Origin of the sequence: Streptomyces sp. 71268 (genome assembly GCF_029392895.1) — a bacterium.
Lineage (GTDB): Bacteria > Actinomycetota > Actinomycetes > Streptomycetales > Streptomycetaceae > Streptomyces.
Genome location: NZ_CP114200.1, coordinates 8,361,723 through 8,379,354, shown reverse-complemented (window position 1 = coordinate 8,379,354; position 17,632 = coordinate 8,361,723). Strand labels below are relative to the sequence as shown.

11 protein-coding genes and 4 pseudogenes are annotated in these 17,632 nt (G+C 70.2%); 11 read left to right on the top strand and 4 right to left on the bottom strand.

The genetic code is table 11. The features are described from left to right. From OYE22_RS33365 to OYE22_RS33340, 6 genes and pseudogenes are all read left to right on the top strand, one after another. Positions 1-1,257: pseudogene (locus OYE22_RS33365) on the top strand (helicase associated domain-containing protein); the annotation flags it as partial. A 204-nt stretch (positions 1,258-1,461) separates the two neighbouring features. After that, positions 1,462-2,082, top strand: coding sequence for a TnsA-like heteromeric transposase endonuclease subunit (locus OYE22_RS33360; protein WP_277323924.1), 621 nt, complete (start codon positions 1,462-1,464; stop codon positions 2,080-2,082). Between the two features lie 51 nt (positions 2,083-2,133). Continuing rightward, a complete protein-coding gene (locus OYE22_RS33355) occupies positions 2,134-4,314 on the top strand; it encodes a Mu transposase C-terminal domain-containing protein (RefSeq protein ID WP_277318419.1) in 2,181 nt (726 codons plus the stop codon). After that, positions 4,311-5,330 (top strand): ATP-binding protein, encoded by a 1,020-nt coding sequence (locus OYE22_RS33350; protein WP_277318420.1) that lies wholly within the window; start codon positions 4,311-4,313, stop codon positions 5,328-5,330. The genes OYE22_RS33355 and OYE22_RS33350 overlap by 4 nt, the downstream gene beginning before the upstream one ends. Positions 5,331-5,437: 107 nt before the next feature. Beyond that, positions 5,438-8,374 carry a helicase associated domain-containing protein gene (locus OYE22_RS33345; RefSeq protein ID WP_277318421.1) on the top strand — a complete coding sequence of 979 codons (2,937 nt, stop codon included), beginning with the start codon at positions 5,438-5,440 and terminating at the stop codon, positions 8,372-8,374. A gap of 40 nt (positions 8,375-8,414) precedes the next feature. Further along, positions 8,415-10,148: a P-loop NTPase fold protein gene (locus OYE22_RS33340; protein WP_277323923.1), complete on the top strand. Its 1,734-nt coding sequence runs from the start codon at positions 8,415-8,417 to the stop codon at positions 10,146-10,148. 11 nt (positions 10,149-10,159) lie between these two features. On the opposite strand, the gene OYE22_RS33335 is transcribed toward OYE22_RS33340, so the two are convergent. Beyond that, the gene (locus OYE22_RS33335; protein WP_277323922.1) at positions 10,160-10,495 is read right to left on the bottom strand and encodes a hypothetical protein; all 336 of its coding nucleotides are present in this window, start codon (positions 10,493-10,495) and stop codon (positions 10,160-10,162) included. Between the two features lie 104 nt (positions 10,496-10,599). Between OYE22_RS33335 and OYE22_RS33330 the strand changes: the two genes are divergently transcribed. Next, positions 10,600-11,184, top strand: coding sequence for a hypothetical protein (locus tag OYE22_RS33330; RefSeq protein ID WP_277318423.1), 585 nt, complete (start codon positions 10,600-10,602; stop codon positions 11,182-11,184). 257 nt (positions 11,185-11,441) lie between these two features. After that, the gene (locus tag OYE22_RS33325; RefSeq protein WP_277318424.1) at positions 11,442-11,861 is read left to right on the top strand and encodes a hypothetical protein; all 420 of its coding nucleotides are present in this window, start codon (positions 11,442-11,444) and stop codon (positions 11,859-11,861) included. Between the two features lie 119 nt (positions 11,862-11,980). On the opposite strand, the gene OYE22_RS33320 is transcribed toward OYE22_RS33325, so the two are convergent. From OYE22_RS33320 to OYE22_RS33310, 3 genes and pseudogenes are all read right to left on the bottom strand, one after another. Further along, the gene (locus OYE22_RS33320; RefSeq protein ID WP_277323921.1) at positions 11,981-12,541 is read right to left on the bottom strand and encodes an XRE family transcriptional regulator; all 561 of its coding nucleotides are present in this window, start codon (positions 12,539-12,541) and stop codon (positions 11,981-11,983) included. 10 nt (positions 12,542-12,551) lie between these two features. Next, positions 12,552-14,710: pseudogene (locus tag OYE22_RS33315) on the bottom strand (helix-turn-helix transcriptional regulator). Between the two features lie 91 nt (positions 14,711-14,801). Next, complete coding sequence (locus OYE22_RS33310) at positions 14,802-15,095, bottom strand: helix-turn-helix transcriptional regulator (protein WP_277318426.1); 294 nt, start codon at positions 15,093-15,095, stop codon at positions 14,802-14,804. 164 nt (positions 15,096-15,259) lie between these two features. Here OYE22_RS33310 and OYE22_RS33305 point away from each other — a divergent pair. The 3 genes and pseudogenes from OYE22_RS33305 to OYE22_RS33295 form a co-directional block, all read left to right on the top strand. Then, positions 15,260-16,381: pseudogene (locus OYE22_RS33305) on the top strand (IS630 family transposase). Between the two features lie 55 nt (positions 16,382-16,436). Next, on the top strand, positions 16,437-17,006 hold the full coding sequence (locus OYE22_RS33300; protein WP_277318427.1) for a maleylpyruvate isomerase N-terminal domain-containing protein: 570 nt from the start codon (positions 16,437-16,439) through the stop codon (positions 17,004-17,006). Between the two features lie 477 nt (positions 17,007-17,483). Further along, positions 17,484-17,629, top strand: a pseudogene (locus tag OYE22_RS33295) (AAA family ATPase); the annotation flags it as partial. Positions 17,630-17,632 lie beyond the last annotated feature (3 nt).

The following is a 17,632-nucleotide window of genomic DNA, read 5'->3' as shown; positions in this document are numbered from 1 at the left end:
GTCTTCCTGAAGCCCAGCGAGGACCCGACCGACATGGTCGCCTCCGCCCTCCCTTCGCACCCCTCGTAGCCGTCCTCCAAGGCCTGCGCTCCCACTCCGAACGCCTCGTCGAACAGCTCGCCAGCCGGGCGTGACCAGCGGGCAGCGCAAGGTACACATTCGGCGCGACGAGGACGGGCGGATCGTCGGGGCCGGCGGTGAGGCGGGCGAAGACCAGGGACAGGACGACGCCGGCGCCGCCGAATCCGCGCTGCTGCACTTCTCCTCTCCCCGGGACGCCGCCACGATCGCCGCGTTCCTGCGCACCAGGGTCTACCGGCCCGAATCGCTGGTGTGGCTGGAGGGCTACCAGGCCCTGCTCCGCTGGCGCAAGGAGAACGGAATCACCGGCCTGTACGCCGTCCCGTACGACACCGAGACCGAGGCCGGCGTCACCAAGGCGTTCCCCTGGGACGCTGGGTCCACCAGCAGCGGCGCACCTACCGCGCCGGCGAACTCGACGACCACCGCAAGGGAACTCCTCGACGATGCCGGAATGGTGTGGGAACCCGGCGAGGAAGCCTGGGAGACCAAACTCGCTGCCCTGCGCTCCTACCGGCGGGCGCACGGCCACCTCGCCCCCAGACGCACGCCGTATGGGGGGCAACGCCGACGGTGAACTGGTGCCGGTCGGGGAGCAGGTGGCCAACCTCCGCCGCCCCCATGGCCCTCGGCAGCAACCCGCCGCCTGTGGGGGCGGCCCCCGTGACCGCGATTGACCCCGACCGGAACCGGCCCCGGCCACCTGGACTGGCAACGCCACCACCGCGTCCTTCACCGACCTCGCCGCCGACGAACCCGACAGCACCCTCCCCGACATCCAGCCCGGAGTGCTCTTCGAAGGCGACGACCTTGGACGATGGCTCCACCGACAGTCCCGCGACTGGTTCCAGCTCTCCGAGGAGCAGCAGCGGAGACTGGCGGCGCTGGGCGTCACACCCGCCGAACAGCCCGCAGCGGCCTCGGCGGCCAAGGGGGCCGGGAAGGCGTCAGCCTTCCAGCGCGGAGTGCAGGCCCTCGCCCAGTACATCGCCCGCGAAGGCAGAACCGTCGTTGGACGGACACACGTCGAAGAACTGCCGGACGGTTCGATGGTCAGGCTGGGTGTGTTTCTGAGGTAACCAGAAGGCCAGGCGCGACCGTCTGGATGCGGAGCAGCGAGCAGCTTTCGCTGAGCTGGGCTACGCCTGGGCCGTAGAGCAGTCCGGGCGCGGCTGACAGCAGGCGTGTGCCGTTGGCTTGTTATGCCCATTACCGGATGAGCTGATAAGGCGTTTGGCTCTTTGTGCGGAGCGCGGAATGGGATGCGGCAGGGGCCGGGCCGGCCGATGTCGGGGCTGTGGACGTACGGTTCCTGGCTGCGGGCGGGGCGACGGAGAGTTCGCCGTGGTCGGCGGCGGCCGCCGAAGTGGCCTTCGAGCGGTGTCCGCCTCTGAGGCCGTTTCCAGTCCGCAAGGGCAAGCGCACGGCGCCGGGATGGTGGTGGTCGGCGACCACCGGGGGCTCGTGCACTACGGGTCTGGGGCGATGCGGCTGCATCTGATGCTCCTCGACCGCGATCCACGCGTCCAAGGCCTGTCCAGCCGGCCGCTGGAACTGCGGTGGCGTGCGCCGGAGGGCATGCGGACGCATGTCCCGCAGGTGATGCTCCGGCTCACCGACGGCCAGGGGGTCTTGGCGGACTGCACCGCCGCAGGGGAGCTTTCTGGGCGGCAGCGGTCCCTCGCGGCGGTGGTCGGTGAGGTGTGTGCGGCGGTGGGCTGGCGGTACTGGGTGCTGGGTCCGGTCGATCCGGTCTACCGGCGCAACGTGACCTGGCTGGCCGGATACCGGCATCCGCGGTACCGCGCAGGACAGCAGCTGGCGGCGGCGTTGCGGGAGTCGTTCGCAAGCCGTACGCCGCTGTGGGAGGGCGTGCGCCGGACCGGGGATCCGATGGTGGTCCTTCCCGCGCTGTTCCATGCTCTGTGGGCGGGGCAGCTGTCCGCGGATCTGGGCGCTCCGATGCATGAGCGGATGCCGGTGTGGGCGCGAGCGGCGTGATGGGGGCACGGGGCCGGGGCCGGCGGGCCGGTGGTCGAGGTGGGGTCCCGGGTGCGGTTCGAGGGGCGAGCCTGGACGGTAGCGGCCCTCGCCGGCGGGCAGGCGCGGCTGATCGCCGAGAACGGCGAGATGGCGGCGCTGCTGCTGTCGCTGTTGTTCGCCGACGAGGGGTTCGAGGTTGTGGCTGCGCCGGCCGTCTGCCGGGTGCCGCCGCTGGGCTTGCTGGAGTCGTTGCCCGAGGCGGTGCGGGAGCGGGCCCTGGCGTGGGAACTGCATGTGCGGGAGGTGGAAACGGGGCACCCGGGCGGATCCTGTGCGGTTGGTCCTCCACGGGCTGAGTACGACCCGGATGTGCGGACGCTGACGCAGCGGGAGGAGGCGAAGGCGGCGGAGCTGTCGGCGGCGGGGGTGCCGACCAGCGCGGTGACGGTGCGGCGGATGCGGGCCCGCTACCGCGACGGCGGGGTGTGGGGACTGGTGGATCAGCGGACCGTGCGGCCCCGGTCGGCGCTGGGGCGTGCGGACGAGCGGGTCGTGGCCGCCCTGCGGGAGGTGCTGGAGGCGGGGCGGGAACGCTCCAGCGGGACGCTGGGGCGGCTTCGTGTGTATACCGAGCGGCTGCTGGCCGAGCGGCACGGCCCCGGGGCGGTGCCGCTGCCGTCGACGGCGACGTTCAACCGGCTGATGCACGCCCTGGCCGACGGGCGCGGGCTGCTGGGCAGTGCGCGCCAGCGCCGCTGGCGCTCGGCGCGGCCGGCTCCCCCGTTCGTGCCGACGACGGTGATGGCGCCCGGTGAGCTCGTGATGATGGACAGCACCCTGCTGGATGTCTTCGTGGTGCTCGACGACGGGGTGGTGGAGCGGCCCGAGCTGACCATCGCGCTGGATGTGGCGACCCGCAGCATCTGCGCGGCCGTGCTGCGGCCGAAGGGGACCCGCAGTGTGGACGCGGCGCAGTTGCTGGCGCAGATGATGGTGCCCGCGCCGATGCGGCCCGCGTGGCCCGAGGTACTGGCGATGCAACGCTCGGTGATCCCCTACGAGCGGCTGCTGAGCGTGGACGCCCGTCTGGAAGGGGCCGCGGCGCGGCCGGTCATCACCCCGCGGACCGTCGTGGTCGACCAGGGCAAGGTGTTCGTCTCGTCCTCGTTCGTCGCCGCCTGCGGGTCGCTGGGCATTTCCCTGCAGCCGGCGCCGCCGGGCAACGGGCCGGCCAAAGGGCATGTGGAGCGCACGTTCTCCTCGATCAACACGCTGTTCGCCCAGCACGTGGCCGGCTATACCGGTTCCCACACCGGCGAGCGCGGCCGGAACGCGCAAGGCGAGGCGGTATGGACGCTCGCCCAGCTGGACGACCTGCTGCAGGAGTGGATCATCTGCGGGTGGCAGGAGCGCGAGCACGACGGCCTGCGGCACCCGATGATGCCCCGCCGCGCTCTGTCGCCGAACGAGATGTGGGCGGCGCTGGTCGCCGTCTGCGGGTACGTGCCGGTGCCGCTGGGGCGCGAGGACTACATCGAGCTGATGCCCGTCAAACGACAGAAGATCAACGACTACGGCATCCGCATCGACTACCGCACCTACGACCACCGGGTCCTCAACCCCTACCGCGGCGAACGCTCGCCGGCGGCGGACGGCCTGTGGGAGATCCACTACAACCCGCACGCTCCCCACGAGGTATGGGTGCGCCTGCCCCAACCCGGCCGACCGCGGGGGTACGGGTGGGAGGCGGTGCCGTGGATCCACCGCACCCTGGTCAGCGCCCCGTTCACCGACTTCACCTGGCAGCACGTCAGGAGCACCGTCGACCAGCGCGGCAGCCGCGTGAGCCACGAACACGACCTGGCCCTCGCCCTGCGCGAGCTCCTGGAACGCGCCGCCGGCGGACACGGCAGCCGCCGGGACAAGGTCGTCGCCGCCCGGGCCCGCGCCCACGCCGCCGCGAACGAGGACGGTGCGGTGTGGGGGATCCTGTACGGCCAGCCACCGCCGGCCGCAGGCGGCAGGTCCGACCAGGACGACGGCTTCGACCACGGTGAGGAGGCCTTCGCCGAAGACGCGGAAGCGGAGACGGAGGAAGCCGACGCCGCCGGTGAGCGCCAGCCTCTTGGCCCGGCCGAGGCTGGGGCTGGGACTGGGACTGGGACTGGGGACAACGACGGCCAGGCACGTCCGGCGCGTGATTCCTGCGTCACGGTCTACGACCCCTTTGAGGAGTCGCTGCGGTGGTGAGCGCCTTCTCCAATGACGCCGCCGGGTTCGCTCCCCTGGCCGCTCCGACCCTCTGGCAGGGCTGGGACGCCTTCGTCCACCGGGCTCCGGCGCCCGCACGCGACGCCGCGGATTCCGCCTGGTCGCAGACGGAGCGGGAGGACTACCACTCCGAACTCGCCGTCATGCGCACCCCGGCCATGGACAGCGTCTTCACCGCCGTGCGGCGGCTGCTGCTGGTCAACCGCCGTCAGCAGGCCGGTGCCCGGCGCGGTCTGATCATCTCCGGTCCGGCCACGACGGGTAAGACCACCACGATGATGGCGCTGGGGCGGTCCTTCCAACTGGCCGACGCCCGCCAGCACCCCGGCCAGGACAGCAGAAGACCGGTGCTGTTCATCAGCGTGCCCCCGGCCGCCACCCCGAAGATGCTCGTCAGCGAGTTCGCCCGGTTCCTCGGCATGCCCGTCACCGACCGCCTCAACCAGACCCAGATCACCGGCGCCGTGTGCGACCTGCTGTGCGAACTGGGCACCCAGCTGGTCCTCATCGACGACGTCCACCTCCTGGACACCCAGCGGCGCGCCGGCGCAGAAACCTCCGACCAGCTCAAGTACCTCGGCGAACGCATCCCAGCCACCTTCGTCTACTCCGCCATCAACATCGAGACCTCCTCGCTGCTCAGCGGAGTACGCGGCGCGCAGATCGCCGGCCGCTTCAAGATCTTCCGCCACCGCCCGCTGGCGTATGCCACCGAGCAGGACCGGGCGGTCTGGGACGACCTCGTGCGGGCCATGGAAGACCTGCTGCGGCTGCGCGCGCACCGGACCGGAACCCTGGTCAAGCAAGCCGCCTACCTCCACGCCCGCACCGCAGGGCGGATCGGCAGCCTCTCCCACCTCGTCCGCGAAGCCGCCCTGATCGCCCTCACCGAGGGCACCGAACGGATCACCAAGCAGCTGCTCGCGGAGGTCGAACTCGACGCAGCCGCCGAAACCCAGGCCCGGCCAGCCCGGCCCGCACGACAAAAGCGGTAGGGCATCCGCGAATGGCGCACCGGCCCAGCACGCCCGCCCCCGTCCGTCTGCCCCGGGGCAGGTCGACGGGACGTGAACGGGCAGCATCCGGCGGGATCGTGCCCATCATGAGTGGCGGCGCGGCAGGACGCATCGCTCCGCTGAGCGGGGAGCTGACGCTGTCGTTCCTGACCAGGATCGCCGCCCGCTACCACCTCGGCATCCGTGACGTGCTGGCCGCCGTCACCGATGTCGGCGGCCTGCGCAACCTCACCGGGATGCTGTACCCGGACAGCGAGATCCACCTCAACGCCCAGGCCCGCGCCCGCGTTTCCGTCCTCTGCCACGTCCCACAGCACGTGCTCGAGCAGGCACTGCCCGCATGGACGAGGGAAGATCCGAGCGGAAAATACGGCACCGGCCCGGCCGGGCGGCTGCTGCGCGGCGAGGAGGCCGTCGCCGCCTGGGGGCCAGCCTGCCCCGTCTGCACCGCCGCCCGCACCGGACGCGACGTGCCCGCCCGCCGGTACCTGGCACCCGAGCAGCGGGTCTGCGCACGCCACCGGTACTGGCTCCTCTACCTGCCCGCGACCAGCGGGCTGCCTGTACCCCTGGGCCGCTGCCCGGAGGTGATCGAGGCCCAGCGGCGACACGTCCGGCTGCTGCACCGCTCCCCCACCGCAGGGCAGGCTTTCGAGGTCGCCCGTGCCGTCACCAACTCCTGGTGGGAACAGTCCTGGCCGGACGAGGAACAGCAGTGGCCGGCCCGCCTTGAGACGACGCGTCCCGCCGACGCCGACCCCGGCTGGTGGAAGGTGGCCGCCCGCGACCTGGTCACCTACCCCGAGGCTGTTGCCCTCGCGCAGCTGCTGGCCTGCCGTCCCCTGCAGCAGCACACCGTTGCCGAATCGGACGGCCATCTCCCCTACCAGCTGGGCGAACTGCCCCAGTTGTTGACTGCCATCGCCGACCGGCTCGGCCGGCCATGGCTCGCCCATCACCTCACCAAAGTCATCCACGGACCACTGTTCACCTGGGCCCACTCCCTGGTACGCACCCGCGCCGCCCCGGCACCCGCGGCGCAGCGAACGCTGTGGAAGGTGCACTCATCGCACCGGCCCCGCCCCCTCAGCGATCTCCTTCCACAGAGAACGGCCGCTGACCAGCAGCCCGCGCCACACGTGATCAAGCGGCTGCGCGGCCACAGCCTCCAAGCCGAGCAAGCGTTCCAAACAGGCCTGGCCCAGGCCCACGCCTACCACCAGCGGCACGGCCACCTGGCCGTGCCGAAGGAAGACATCCCCAACAGCTACCCACTGGGCCAGTGGATCGCCAACCTGCGTACGAGCCACACCAGGATGCCCACACACCAAGCCGCCGCCCTGAACGGCATCTACCCCTGGTGGAACGCGCCTTGGAGCACGCTGTGGCAGCGCACCTGGCACCAGACCCGCGATCACGCCGAAGCCCACGGCCCGCTCGAACCCGCCAGCGGCTTTCCCACCACCAGCTACAGCCTCGGCGAATGGCTGTACCTGCAGTGCACCCGCTACCCCACTCTCCACCCCGAACAGCAACGCCTCCTGGCCGAGATCGGCATCACCGCCGTTGCGGCGGCCGCCGCCCGCCCCAGACGACGCAGCTACGCAGAACGCTTCCAGGCAGGACTGGCGCATGCCCGCGCATTCGCAGACGTCCACGGCAACCTCGCCGTCGTCTCCCACACGGCCGTGCACGACGGCTACCCACTGGGTCAGTGGCTGGCCAACCAGCGCAATCACCGGCGCTCCCACCGCCGGCCCATGCCCGCCGACCGGGCTCGGGCCCTCGAGGACATCGATCCCTGGTGGAACCCGCCTTGGCACCTGACGTGGCAGCGTCACTACTACCACTCCCGCGACGCCGCAGCCGGCCGCCTCCTCCAAGCCGAGAACGGCTTCAATGGCCTCGCTGGCTCTGGTGCCGCCGACTGGTTGTGGCGACAGTGCGCCACATACGACGAACTCCACCCCGAGCAGCGGCAACTCCTCGCCGACATCGGCATCACCACCGACGTAGCCCGCACAGCCCGGGAACACGCACGTACGGCCCCGAAAGCACCGGCTGCCGCCACGGCTCCGGAGACAAAAGACAAGACCAGCCAGGCCAGAAGAGCTGCAGTTCCTGCAGCTCCCACGGGTCCGCGTCGCGCACGGCGTGCCGCCGAACCGAAGCGTCCCCGCGAGCCCCGCAGCCGCCTGGGACACCGCCCCGACCTGAGGCCAGGCTTCGAGACAGCACTGGCTCACGCCCGGGCTTGGCACGCTGAGTACGGCCATCTCGCAGCTCCCCGCGACACCCGGCACGACGGCTACGCCCTGGGCATGTGGCTGTTCAGCCAACGCAACCGCGCGAAACAGCGCGCCCGAGCCGGACTGCCGCCCTCACCCCACCTGGCCGAGCTCGCCGCGATCGACCCCTGGTGGAACCCGCCCTGGGACCTGCACTGGCAGCGCAACTACTACCGCGCCCTCAACCACATCAAAGCTGGCGAACCCTTCGACCCTGCCGCCCGCATCCCTGCACCGAGCACCGTCCTGGGCAGCTGGATCACCCGGGCGTGCCTCCAGTACGACCAGCTCCACCCTGACCAGCAGCACCTGCTCAACACGATCGGCATCACCGCTCATACCGCCAGACAGTGGCCGCCCAGCCCCCGCCCCCGGCCCCACGCCGAAGCCCTCACGCACGCCCGTACCTGGGCCGGCGAACACGGCCACCTCTGCCCGCCGATCAAGACCGTCCACGACGGCTTCCCCCTCGGCGAATGGCTCAATCGCCAGCGCGAACTCGCCAAGAAACGCGGCAGTCCCTCCCCCACCCAGCAGACACTGACCACGATCGACCCCTGGTGGAACCCTCCCTGGCCCATCCTGTGGCAACGCGCCTACCACCACGCCCACACCCACCCCCGCCACCCGACAGCCCGCCACTGGCTCCACAACCAGCAACGCGGCTGGCTACTCCTCCACCCCGACCAGCAACACCTCCTGGTCAGCATCGGCATCGCCCTCCTGATTCGCTAACGCGCATACCCGAGCCGATGCGTGCCCCGAGAATGAGCAGATGGCCGACGCGCGCTTCTTCAACGACGAGCCCTTCCTCGACCACGAGGAAGGGCCTGATCTCCTCGGGCACGGACAGTACGCCGAGCATGTGATCAGCCTGCTGGACCGGGTACGAGCCCAAACTGAAACCGGAGTCCTCGCGCTGATCGGCCCCTGGGGCTCAGGAAAGTCCAGCGTCCTTGGCAAGGTGACACGCCGTCTACGGGATACGGCCGACGATGAGGGCTGGCTGATCGCGGAACTCAATCCATGGCTTTACTCCGATCTGGAGTCGTTGACGCTGGCGCTGTTCAGCGAGATCCGCGAAGCCCTTCCGAATGACGGGCGGTGGTCAGATGCGCGGGAGAAGATCGGCGGATTCGGCAAGGCCATCAGTCCTCTGGGGAAGGTCACTGCTCTCTTCGGCCTGGACTCCGAGGGGCTGATCCAGGAGGTCAGCAACCGCATCAGCGGCGACACGAGCGCATCCGCCGCCAAACACAAAGCCGAGGAAGCCCTGCGGAAAGCGGGCCACCCGGTCCTCGTCGTCATGGACGACCTGGACCGCCTCACCCCCGAGGAACTCCTCGTCGTCTTCAAGCTGGTACGCCTGGTAGGCCATCTGCCCAATGTGTACTACCTGATCAGCTTCGACGAACGGACCCTTCTGGACGTCCTGCAACGCAGTGAGCTGGTCGGCAACAGCGAGCCTCGTGCACGCGACTTCCTGGAAAAGATCATCCAGGTCCGGATGGATCTTCCCGCGTTCCGTGAGCGCGACGCCGACGCCCTGGTCGACCGCTCCCTCTCCACAGTTCTCGCCTCGCACAACCTGACCCTGACGCCCGGCGAGCAGGAAAGGGTCTCCGAGGCCTACTTCCAGTACCTGCAGGCCCGGCTGCGTACCCCGCGGGCCATCAAGCGGTTCTTCGGCCAGGTAGACGCCACCCTCGGCCAACTCACCGGCAACGTCGACATCGTCGACTTCCTGCTCGTCACCTTCCTGCGTACCAGCGAACCCCGCGCCTACCAGTTGCTGTGGCAGCACCGAGCCGAGCTCACGGGCACCAGCGTCGACCTGCCCTCGCGCCGCGACGAGCGGCCCGAACAGCGCATCGACCGCTGGCGCACCACGCTGCGGGACGCGGGCGTCGCCGAACAGCACCTGGACGGCGTAATCGGCCTGATGGGCATGCTGTTCGCCCCGCTTCGGCAGGCTCTCGGCTACGGCGCCAACTTCCAGGCCATCGCGCTACGGCGCGGCATCGGCAGCATTGACTACTTCGACCGGTACATGGTCTTCGGCATCCCCGACGACGACCTTCCCGAGCACACCTTCGACACCGCCCTGCAGCAACTGGCCGACGACACCCCGGGTGCTGAAGCAGACGAACTGCTTCTGCGCCTGCGCGACGACACCCAGCGCATCACCCGCCGCATCGGTTACAAACGCGCCGCTGGCACTCCCCTACCGGCGGCAGCACTCCTCAAAGCCGCAGCCCCGCACTACGGTCACCTCACCGCTGCCCCTCAAGGGGCCCTCGGCCTGTTCACTGCGGACCGCGCCATGGACGTCCTCGCGAAAGACCTCCTGACCGATGTTGCCGATCACGGCCGGCCCGCGATCCTCAAGACCATGGCCGAGACCCCTGACGGAGCCGTCCTGGCTGCTCGCACCCTCCAACGCGTCACCGCCCGCAACGACTCCGACCCCCGGACCACACACAGGCAGCGGTCACCCCCGACTGGATAGGTGAGGCCCGCTCACTGATCAGCCACGAGATCGCACGGCACCTCGCCCCAGCCGCAAGCCGTCCTGTCGACGAACTCACCGAGCCGGAGACCACCCTCATCTGGGCATGGTGCCACACCGCATCCGAAGCCACCCGGGTCTGGATCAACCAGCAGTTCGACGAGACATGGCCCCCGCTCGACCTCCTCGCTCTGCTCCTCCCGCCCGACCGGGCGCCCTTCCCTGTCATCGACGACGCCACCCTGCAAAGCCTCGACGCACTCATCGGCCTCGAAGCGCTGTACAGCCGCCTCGGCCCGCTCCTCGACACACCCGCAGCAGACCCCCACAGCTCCCAGGACGAACACCGAGCGCGCATCCTGCAAGCACTGCGCGAACACCGCGGCAACGCCCCGAGCAGCGGCTGACGATCACCCGCTCCACACCTCCCGACAAGAGGGACTAGCAAGCCGTGACAGACAATCCGCTCGCCCTCACACTCGAGCAATGGCAGCGCCTCGCTGCCGCCCGCCAGGTCTACACCGACACCGTCAGCCCGTACTACGACGAGACCCTGCAAGAAGTGACACGACGTGCATGCACCAGCGGAAGCATCGGCAAAGCGGACATCGGAGCACTGCTGATGTGGAAACGGCTCAGAGCCGACACCCCCTGGGTGGCCGAACTCATGGCGCTCGCAGACACCGACGTACGCCGCGCAACCGCCGCAGCCACGACCACCGCCCAGGACACCACCCTCAGCCGCTGCACGGGAGCACTAGCCGGCCGCGCCGCCCTCGCCCACCTACCAGGCTTCCGCACTGGTGACGCCCTCGCCTCCGCCGTCCTCACCGCGGCCGCACCAGACCGCATGGCCATCTACGACCGGCGAGCCCACAACGGACTGCGCACCCTCGGCATCGCCCTCAGCCACGCACCCGGCCGCTACAGCCGCTACATAGCAACGATCGACCAACTCCTCGCAGCCGCCCCAGCCCCAATCCGCACCTGGACCCCACGCGACATCGACACCGCCCTGTACTGGATGACCGCATAGCAGCACTCAACGAATCTGATCAACACGCCCGGAAGATGCCCACACCTGACCAACGCCCGCTCCACCTGACAAAACAGCAGCTCAACACAGAGAACTGAAACCCCGGTCCCCCATCACCAAGCCGTTAAAGCTCGGCCTCGGAGCCCTATCGGCCCCAACACCGAACTGATCACCCCAGGCCAGCCCACCACCCACTGATCAGAAAAACCGCCCCTGGACATCGCCGCGTTGGCCGCCCTGGGGCTGGAGTGGGCAGCGTGAGCGTCGAGCAGCCCGACGTCGAACCCGTCCCGGGGCCGGCGTCGGGGTCGGCGGCGGGGCGGGGGTGGGAGGCGAGGGACGTCCTGGCGGTAGCGGGACGACACCCGTGGGCCGTGGCCGCTGCGGGCGAGCGGCACTGGCCGGACGGGGAGTTCCTGGACGTCGCCTTGAGCGCGGTGCGCCCTGGGGAACACGAGGGGTACGCCGAGCGCCTGGAGGCGTTCGTGGAGCGCCACCGCGAGCGCCTGGAGGAGTTGCTGCGGGCGTACGGGCCGGGCAGTGCGCCCGCCGCGCGGGGCCGGTACGCGCTGATCGGGCAGCCCGAAACCCTGATCGTCCTGGAGAGGATGAGAGGCCGCGCCGTTCCTGCTGCGCGCCCGGTGGGAAGCGGAGCTGGAAACCGTGTTCCTGGATGACCTTGAGGCCGCATGGGGGCCGCGCATCCACCTCAGCCAGTGAACAGCCAGGAAACGAGCAGTGGGGCCGGACAGGGTGAACCTGTTCGGCCCCACTGGCTTCTCGCCTGCATGCGCCCCTACAGGTCGAACTCGATGTGTTCGAGGTCGGCGAGTTCTACCTCCAGGCCGTGGGCGCGGCGGCCGGCGTCGCGGAAGTAGACGTCTCCGAGGGCTTCGGCGGCGGCCTGGCGGAGTTCGGCTTCGCTGGCGCCGGCCTGGCGGGCGGTGAGGAGGCGGGCGGCGTGCTCGGGGGGCAGGGGGAGGGTGAGGTGGCGCAGTCTGGCGTCGTCGGTGGTGCCGGGTGCGGCGGTGAAGCCGAACCGGGCGCGGACGTCGACCATTAGGCCGCTGCTGGTGGCCGCGCGCTTGATGGCTTGTTGGCGGATCTGGGGTTGCCAGCGTTTGCGGACCTGGTCGGCCAGGGCTTGCGCGAGGGCTGGCCGGGGGCGCTTGATCTGGTCTTTGACGTAGCGCTCGACCGTGCGCTGGGAGATGCCGAGCAACAGCGCTACCTGCGCGGTGCTGCCCTTGTGCTGCTTGACCAGGTAGCGCATTTGGGCGCTGGCGCTCTTGGGGATGGGGCGTGTGAACGCGCCGCGGAGGGCCGCGTCGAGCCCTTCTCCGATGCTGTCGACCACGGGGTGTCCCCTACTCTCCGGTGTCCTTGGCGGTGACTTCGCCGGTCTTGATGTAGCGGGCCAGGTTGGCGACCTTCTTGCCGGTGGGGTCCGCCAGGCGCTCGTAGATCTCCGCGCCCCACCACATGGGCTGGCTGCCTTCGTGCTTGACCATGCCGGGCGAGACCCCCAGCCGGAAGCTGCCGGGGATGGTCTTGCCGGCGTCGTCGTAGGGCAGCACGTCCAAGGGGCTGGGGCCGTCGGCGGCGTAGACCGCGCAGTCGGAGAGGATCGCGACGGGGTAACGGCCGGTGGCGGCGGCGAGCGCGAGCATCTTGCGGTGCATGTTGATGCGGGCCCGGGAGATGACGGTGGCGCGGATGTCCGGACGCCAGGTCGGGCGGGCCAGGGCCGGCCACGGCTGGCCGGGGCGCCACCCGCCACCGCGGGCCTTCTCCCGCAGCTTTCCCACCCCGCCCTTGGTGGTCATCTTGATGGCGTCCAAGACGATGCCCATCTCGGGGTCGCGCTGCTTGTGGCCGCGCATCGCGTCCAGGAACTGCTGGGGCGTCAGCTTCTCGGCGACGCCGAGGTCGCCCATGGTGGTCACGTACGCGTCGCGCAGCCGCTGGTACCAGGGGTCCAGGAACCGGCCGCTGACGGGGCGCAGCCACGCCTCCAGCGGGGCGACGTCGTACCCGAGTTCCGTGGCGTAGGCGACGGTGGGGGTGGCGTACCAGGCGGGGCCGGTGGGGCGCTCGCCGGTGGGCGTGAACGGGCTGGGCAGCAGGTCGCCGTCCAGGTCGTGCCACTGCTTGGCGACCTTGACCCGACAGAGGTTGACGTGGGAGAGGTCGACCAGCCACGAGCCAGGCACCGACGGATCGAAGGTGGGGTTGGTGACGTGCTTGGGTGGCGTCGCGAGCCCTACGACCGCGCCGTTGGCGGCGGCGCCGAACGCCAGGTTCACATCGATGCCGACCAGGTGGTGCTTCATGCACTCGGCGTCGGTGAGGTCGCGCGCCCAGTCGTACGCCTCCTCCACCAGCATCTCCTGGGGGCCGCGTACGTGGAAGCGGGGCAGGTCGGCCAACAGGGGGTGGCCGTCGGGTGCTTCGCACGGCGCCGGGTCCACCGGTTCCGTGCCCAGCGATCCGGGCCGGTGCTCGGAGTGCCGCTTACCGGCCTGGTCCGGTTTGCTGGCCCGGGTCGGGGGGTTCAGGGCGGTCATCAGTTCCAGACCGGTCACGGCGGTGGAGCCGACCGGCGTCATGACCCGCTGCGCGTAGATGCCCAGCACGCGGGCCAACTCGGCCGGAGCCAGCCGCGCGGCCCCGTTCCACGAGCGAGCATCCAGCGCCCCCCAGGAGGGCAGGCACACCTGCACGCACTGCCGCTCGCGCCCTTGGGCCGGGCGGTAGATCCTCGCCCACGGGCCAAGGCCGCGCCTGGTCAACTTCCAGCCCGCTCGGGTGAGCTGCTTGATGGCCTTGTGGTCCTTCGGGAGCCGCCCGGTTAGGCGCTCGTCGTCTGTGAGCGCCACGGGCAGGTCGAAGCGTTCGCACGCAGCCTCGGTGAGCACGAGCAGCGGGTCGCCGTCCTTGCCCGAGGGGTGCAGCTTGCCCGAGCCAAGGTGCGCTTCGGTCAGCGTCCACTCCACCAGCGCGGGCAGCGACTTGACGGGCACGTCTAGGACCAGACCGCCGATGCCGTAGCCGCTCACCTGCTCGGCGTCCGCGTCCAGGACCAGCAACGGGCCGTTGCCGTACGCGCCGGATGGCGCCGGGGCCGGGACTGGGGTGTTCGCCGGAGCGGCCTTCTTCGCGGCCGGGCGCCGCGAGGTCGACGTCGACCTGGTGGCGGGCGCCGGCGACGCGGGCACGGACGGCGGGGACGCGGGCGGCGTCTCGACTTCCGCGACCGGTACCGAACCCGCCGGGGCGGGAAGCGCTTCGCCAGCTCATTCAGGAGCTGGCGGTAGGCGGTGCGGCGCGGCGGGCGCGGCTCACTCGTCCCGCGTTCCCAGTCTGAGACGGTCACGGCGCGCTTGAGGCCCAGCGCGCGGGCCACCTGCTCTTGACTCAGCCCAGCAGCACGACGCAGGCGAGCACGCTCCGCAGGAGGAGGCAGGTCGGAGCCGGTAGCGAGGGCGAGAAGGTCTTCCACGCCCTTGAACATGTCACCACCCATGCCCATATCGTAGCCGAAACGTAAGCCTGTCGAGGCCTCTTCGGGAGTATTTCGATAGTAAAACGTAAGTGCGAGCGATCGGCGGCACAGGCTACGAGGTGGGGATCGTGGCCTGGTGCCCGCCGACAACCTGCGTCAGGCGGGCGATGGGGAGCTTGGCGGTGGCGTGCGTGGGTCCCGCGAGGAGGTCAGGGACAGGAATGCCGTAATGCGCGGCCAAGGCGTCCACGTCCGCGAGCGAGAAGGCGACGCGGCCGGAGAGCTTCTTGCTGACGGCGGCCTGACCCAGGCCCATGCCGGCGGCCAGGTCATGCTGGGTCTCGCCTGCCAGGCGCATCAGGGCGGCGACGGTGGCGCGCAACGTGTCGGATGTGGAAAGGCTCATGTACGCAGCGTACTGCGACTATTCCACATCGACATGAAATATTCGCAATGCGCATAGGGCCTGCTGTCAGCGTACGAGCTAGTGCTGTGACCGCGTAGGTTCGCCGGGTTGGTGGTCGCGACGGTTGGATGTGCGATGACGTCCATTCGACCGCTGGAGGCGCGGTGGCTGAGTCTGTCCGTGCACGCAGACTGACTGACCAGGAAGGGCAGAAGCTGCAGCAGATCGTGCGCCGGGCAGCACGAGTTCGGTGCGCTATCGGCGCGCGATGATGCTGCTGGCCTCGGCGGGCGGGAACCGTGTGCCGGTGATCGCCCAGCTGGTGCAGGCCGACGAGGACACCGTGCGCGATGTGATCCACCGGTTCAACGAGATCGGTCTGGCCTGCCTGGACCCTCAGCGGGCGGGAGGCCGTCCCCGCCTGCTCACCCCTGACGACGAGGACTTCGTCATCCGGACGGCCACCACTCGCCCCATCAGACTCGGGCAGTTCTTCACCCGATGGTCGATCCGGAAACTCGCCGCCTACCTGCGGAAAGTGCACGGAGGTGTCATCCGCATCGGCCGGGAAGCCTTACGGTGCCTGCTCCCCGCCGCGGGATCACCTTCCAGCACACCAAGACCTGGAAGGAGTCGCCCGACCCCGAGCGTGACGCCAAGCTCGACCGGATCGAGCACGTGCTGGAACATTCCCCGGACCGGGTCTTCGCCTTCGCCGAATTCGGGCCCCTGGGCATTCGGCCCACCGCAGGCTCCTGCTGGGCGAAACAGGGCAAGCCCGACCGGCTGCCGGCGACCTACCGCCGCACCCACGGTGTCACCTACTTCCACGGCTGCTACTCCGTCGGCGACGACCGTCTGTGGGGGGCAACCGCGACCGCAAAGGCACCGCCAACACCCTGGCGGCGCTGAAGTCGATCCGCGCCGCCCGACCCGACGGCGCCCCGATCTACATCATCTCGGACAACCTCTCCGCCCACACCGGTACGGACATTCGCCGCTGGGCTAAGAAGAACAAGGTCGAGCTGAGCTTCACCCCGACCTACGCCTCCTGGGCCAACCCGATCGAGGCCCACTTCGGCCCGTTGCGGCAGTTCACCCTGGCCAACTCCCACCATCGCAGCCATCCCGCGCAGACCCGGGCCCTGCATCACCGCTACCTGCGATGGCACAACGCCAACGCCCGCCACCCCGCCGTACTCGCCGCACAACGCCGAGAACGCGCCCGCATCCGCAGCGAGAAAGGCATCCGCTGGGGCAGACGTGCCAGAAGTCCAGCGGCGTGAAGGATCGACAACCGGTATAGCCCAGTCCCACAACACGGACCGCGAGGAGCTCTGCATGGACCACCAGGACGTCGACGCCGCCGTGGCGGAGATGCTGCGGGTGCTCGGCCCCCATACCGCCGAGGACTGGACGGTGCCGGCGGGGCCCCTCGAATGGACCTGCTGGCAAACAGCAGCCCACATCGGCCACGACCTACTGGCCTACGCAGCGCAGCTGGCAGCACAACCTGCCGACGCCTACCTTCCCATCGACCTGTACGTTCGCCCCACTGCCTCGCCGACCGAAGTACTCCAGGCCGTCACCGCCTGCGGCGGACTGCTCAGCAGCGCCCTGGCCACAGCCAACCCAACCCTGAGGGCCTGGCACTGGGGCCCGTGCGACCCCGAAGGGTTCGCGGCGATGGGCGTTGCCGAAACCCTGCTGCACACCTACGACATCACGCAGGGACTGTCCGTGGACTGGCTGCCACCAGCACCGCTGAGCGCAGCAGTACTCAACCGGCTCTTCCCCACCGCCCCGCCCGGAGGCCCCACACAAGTACTCCTCTGGTGCACCGGCCGCGGAGAACTCGACGGCCTCCCTCGCCAAACCTCATGGAGGTGGAAAGCAGCACGACCGGACTGACCGAGCTGACCCCGGCGAACGTTCCCGGTCACAGCACTAGACAGCAAGGACGGCAGCAGGAGCGGGGATAGGGGCGAGCGGCGAGCACGGCCAGGGAAGACCCGGCATCCCGGCTGGAACGGCCCCGACGGCCCCGACGGCCCCGACGGCCCCAGCGGAGGGCGCACGACGCGGCGCGAGCGTACAACCGAACGGCGAGCAGCGGCCGGGGAGAGGCCACTCCCCCGCCACCCTGGCCGGAGCGGAGGCGGCACGCAGCAGCGGGCACGGCCAGGGGGATACAGCGCGGCGGCCGGGGGCAGAGTCACACGAACGGGTGTCCTCGAGTGTCGCACCCACCAGGCGCGCCCCCGGGCCCGGTACAACGGTGCACGGTGGGTTCGCTGTCACTGTGGGGCTGGCTAAGCCCTCCAGAACGAACACTCACAGGCGCCCGGCGCCCGCAGGGCGACCCAGCAGCGGGACGGAGCCGGCTCTGGCTGGACCAAGACCTTCACCACCCCTCGCCTTGCGCGGCCGTCGTCGACCGTCTCACCTTCGGCGGCAACACCATCGAGACTGGCACCGACTCCTACCGCCTCGCCACCGCCCGAGCACGCGCCGAGCACCAGCCGGTCAGCTGAACT

Excerpts from the sequence above, each read along its gene's own strand:
- OYE22_RS33345 (WP_277318421.1), top strand. The coding sequence starts at position 5,438 with ATGAGTGGCGGCGCGGCAGGACGCATCGCTCCGCTGAGCGGGGAGCTG.
- OYE22_RS33340 (WP_277323923.1), top strand. The coding sequence starts at position 8,415 with ATGGCCGACGCGCGCTTCTTCAACGACGAGCCCTTCCTCGACCACGAG.
- OYE22_RS33310 (WP_277318426.1), bottom strand. The coding sequence starts at position 15,095 with ATGAGCCTTTCCACATCCGACACGTTGCGCGCCACCGTCGCCGCCCTG.
- OYE22_RS33300 (WP_277318427.1), top strand. The coding sequence starts at position 16,437 with ATGGACCACCAGGACGTCGACGCCGCCGTGGCGGAGATGCTGCGGGTG.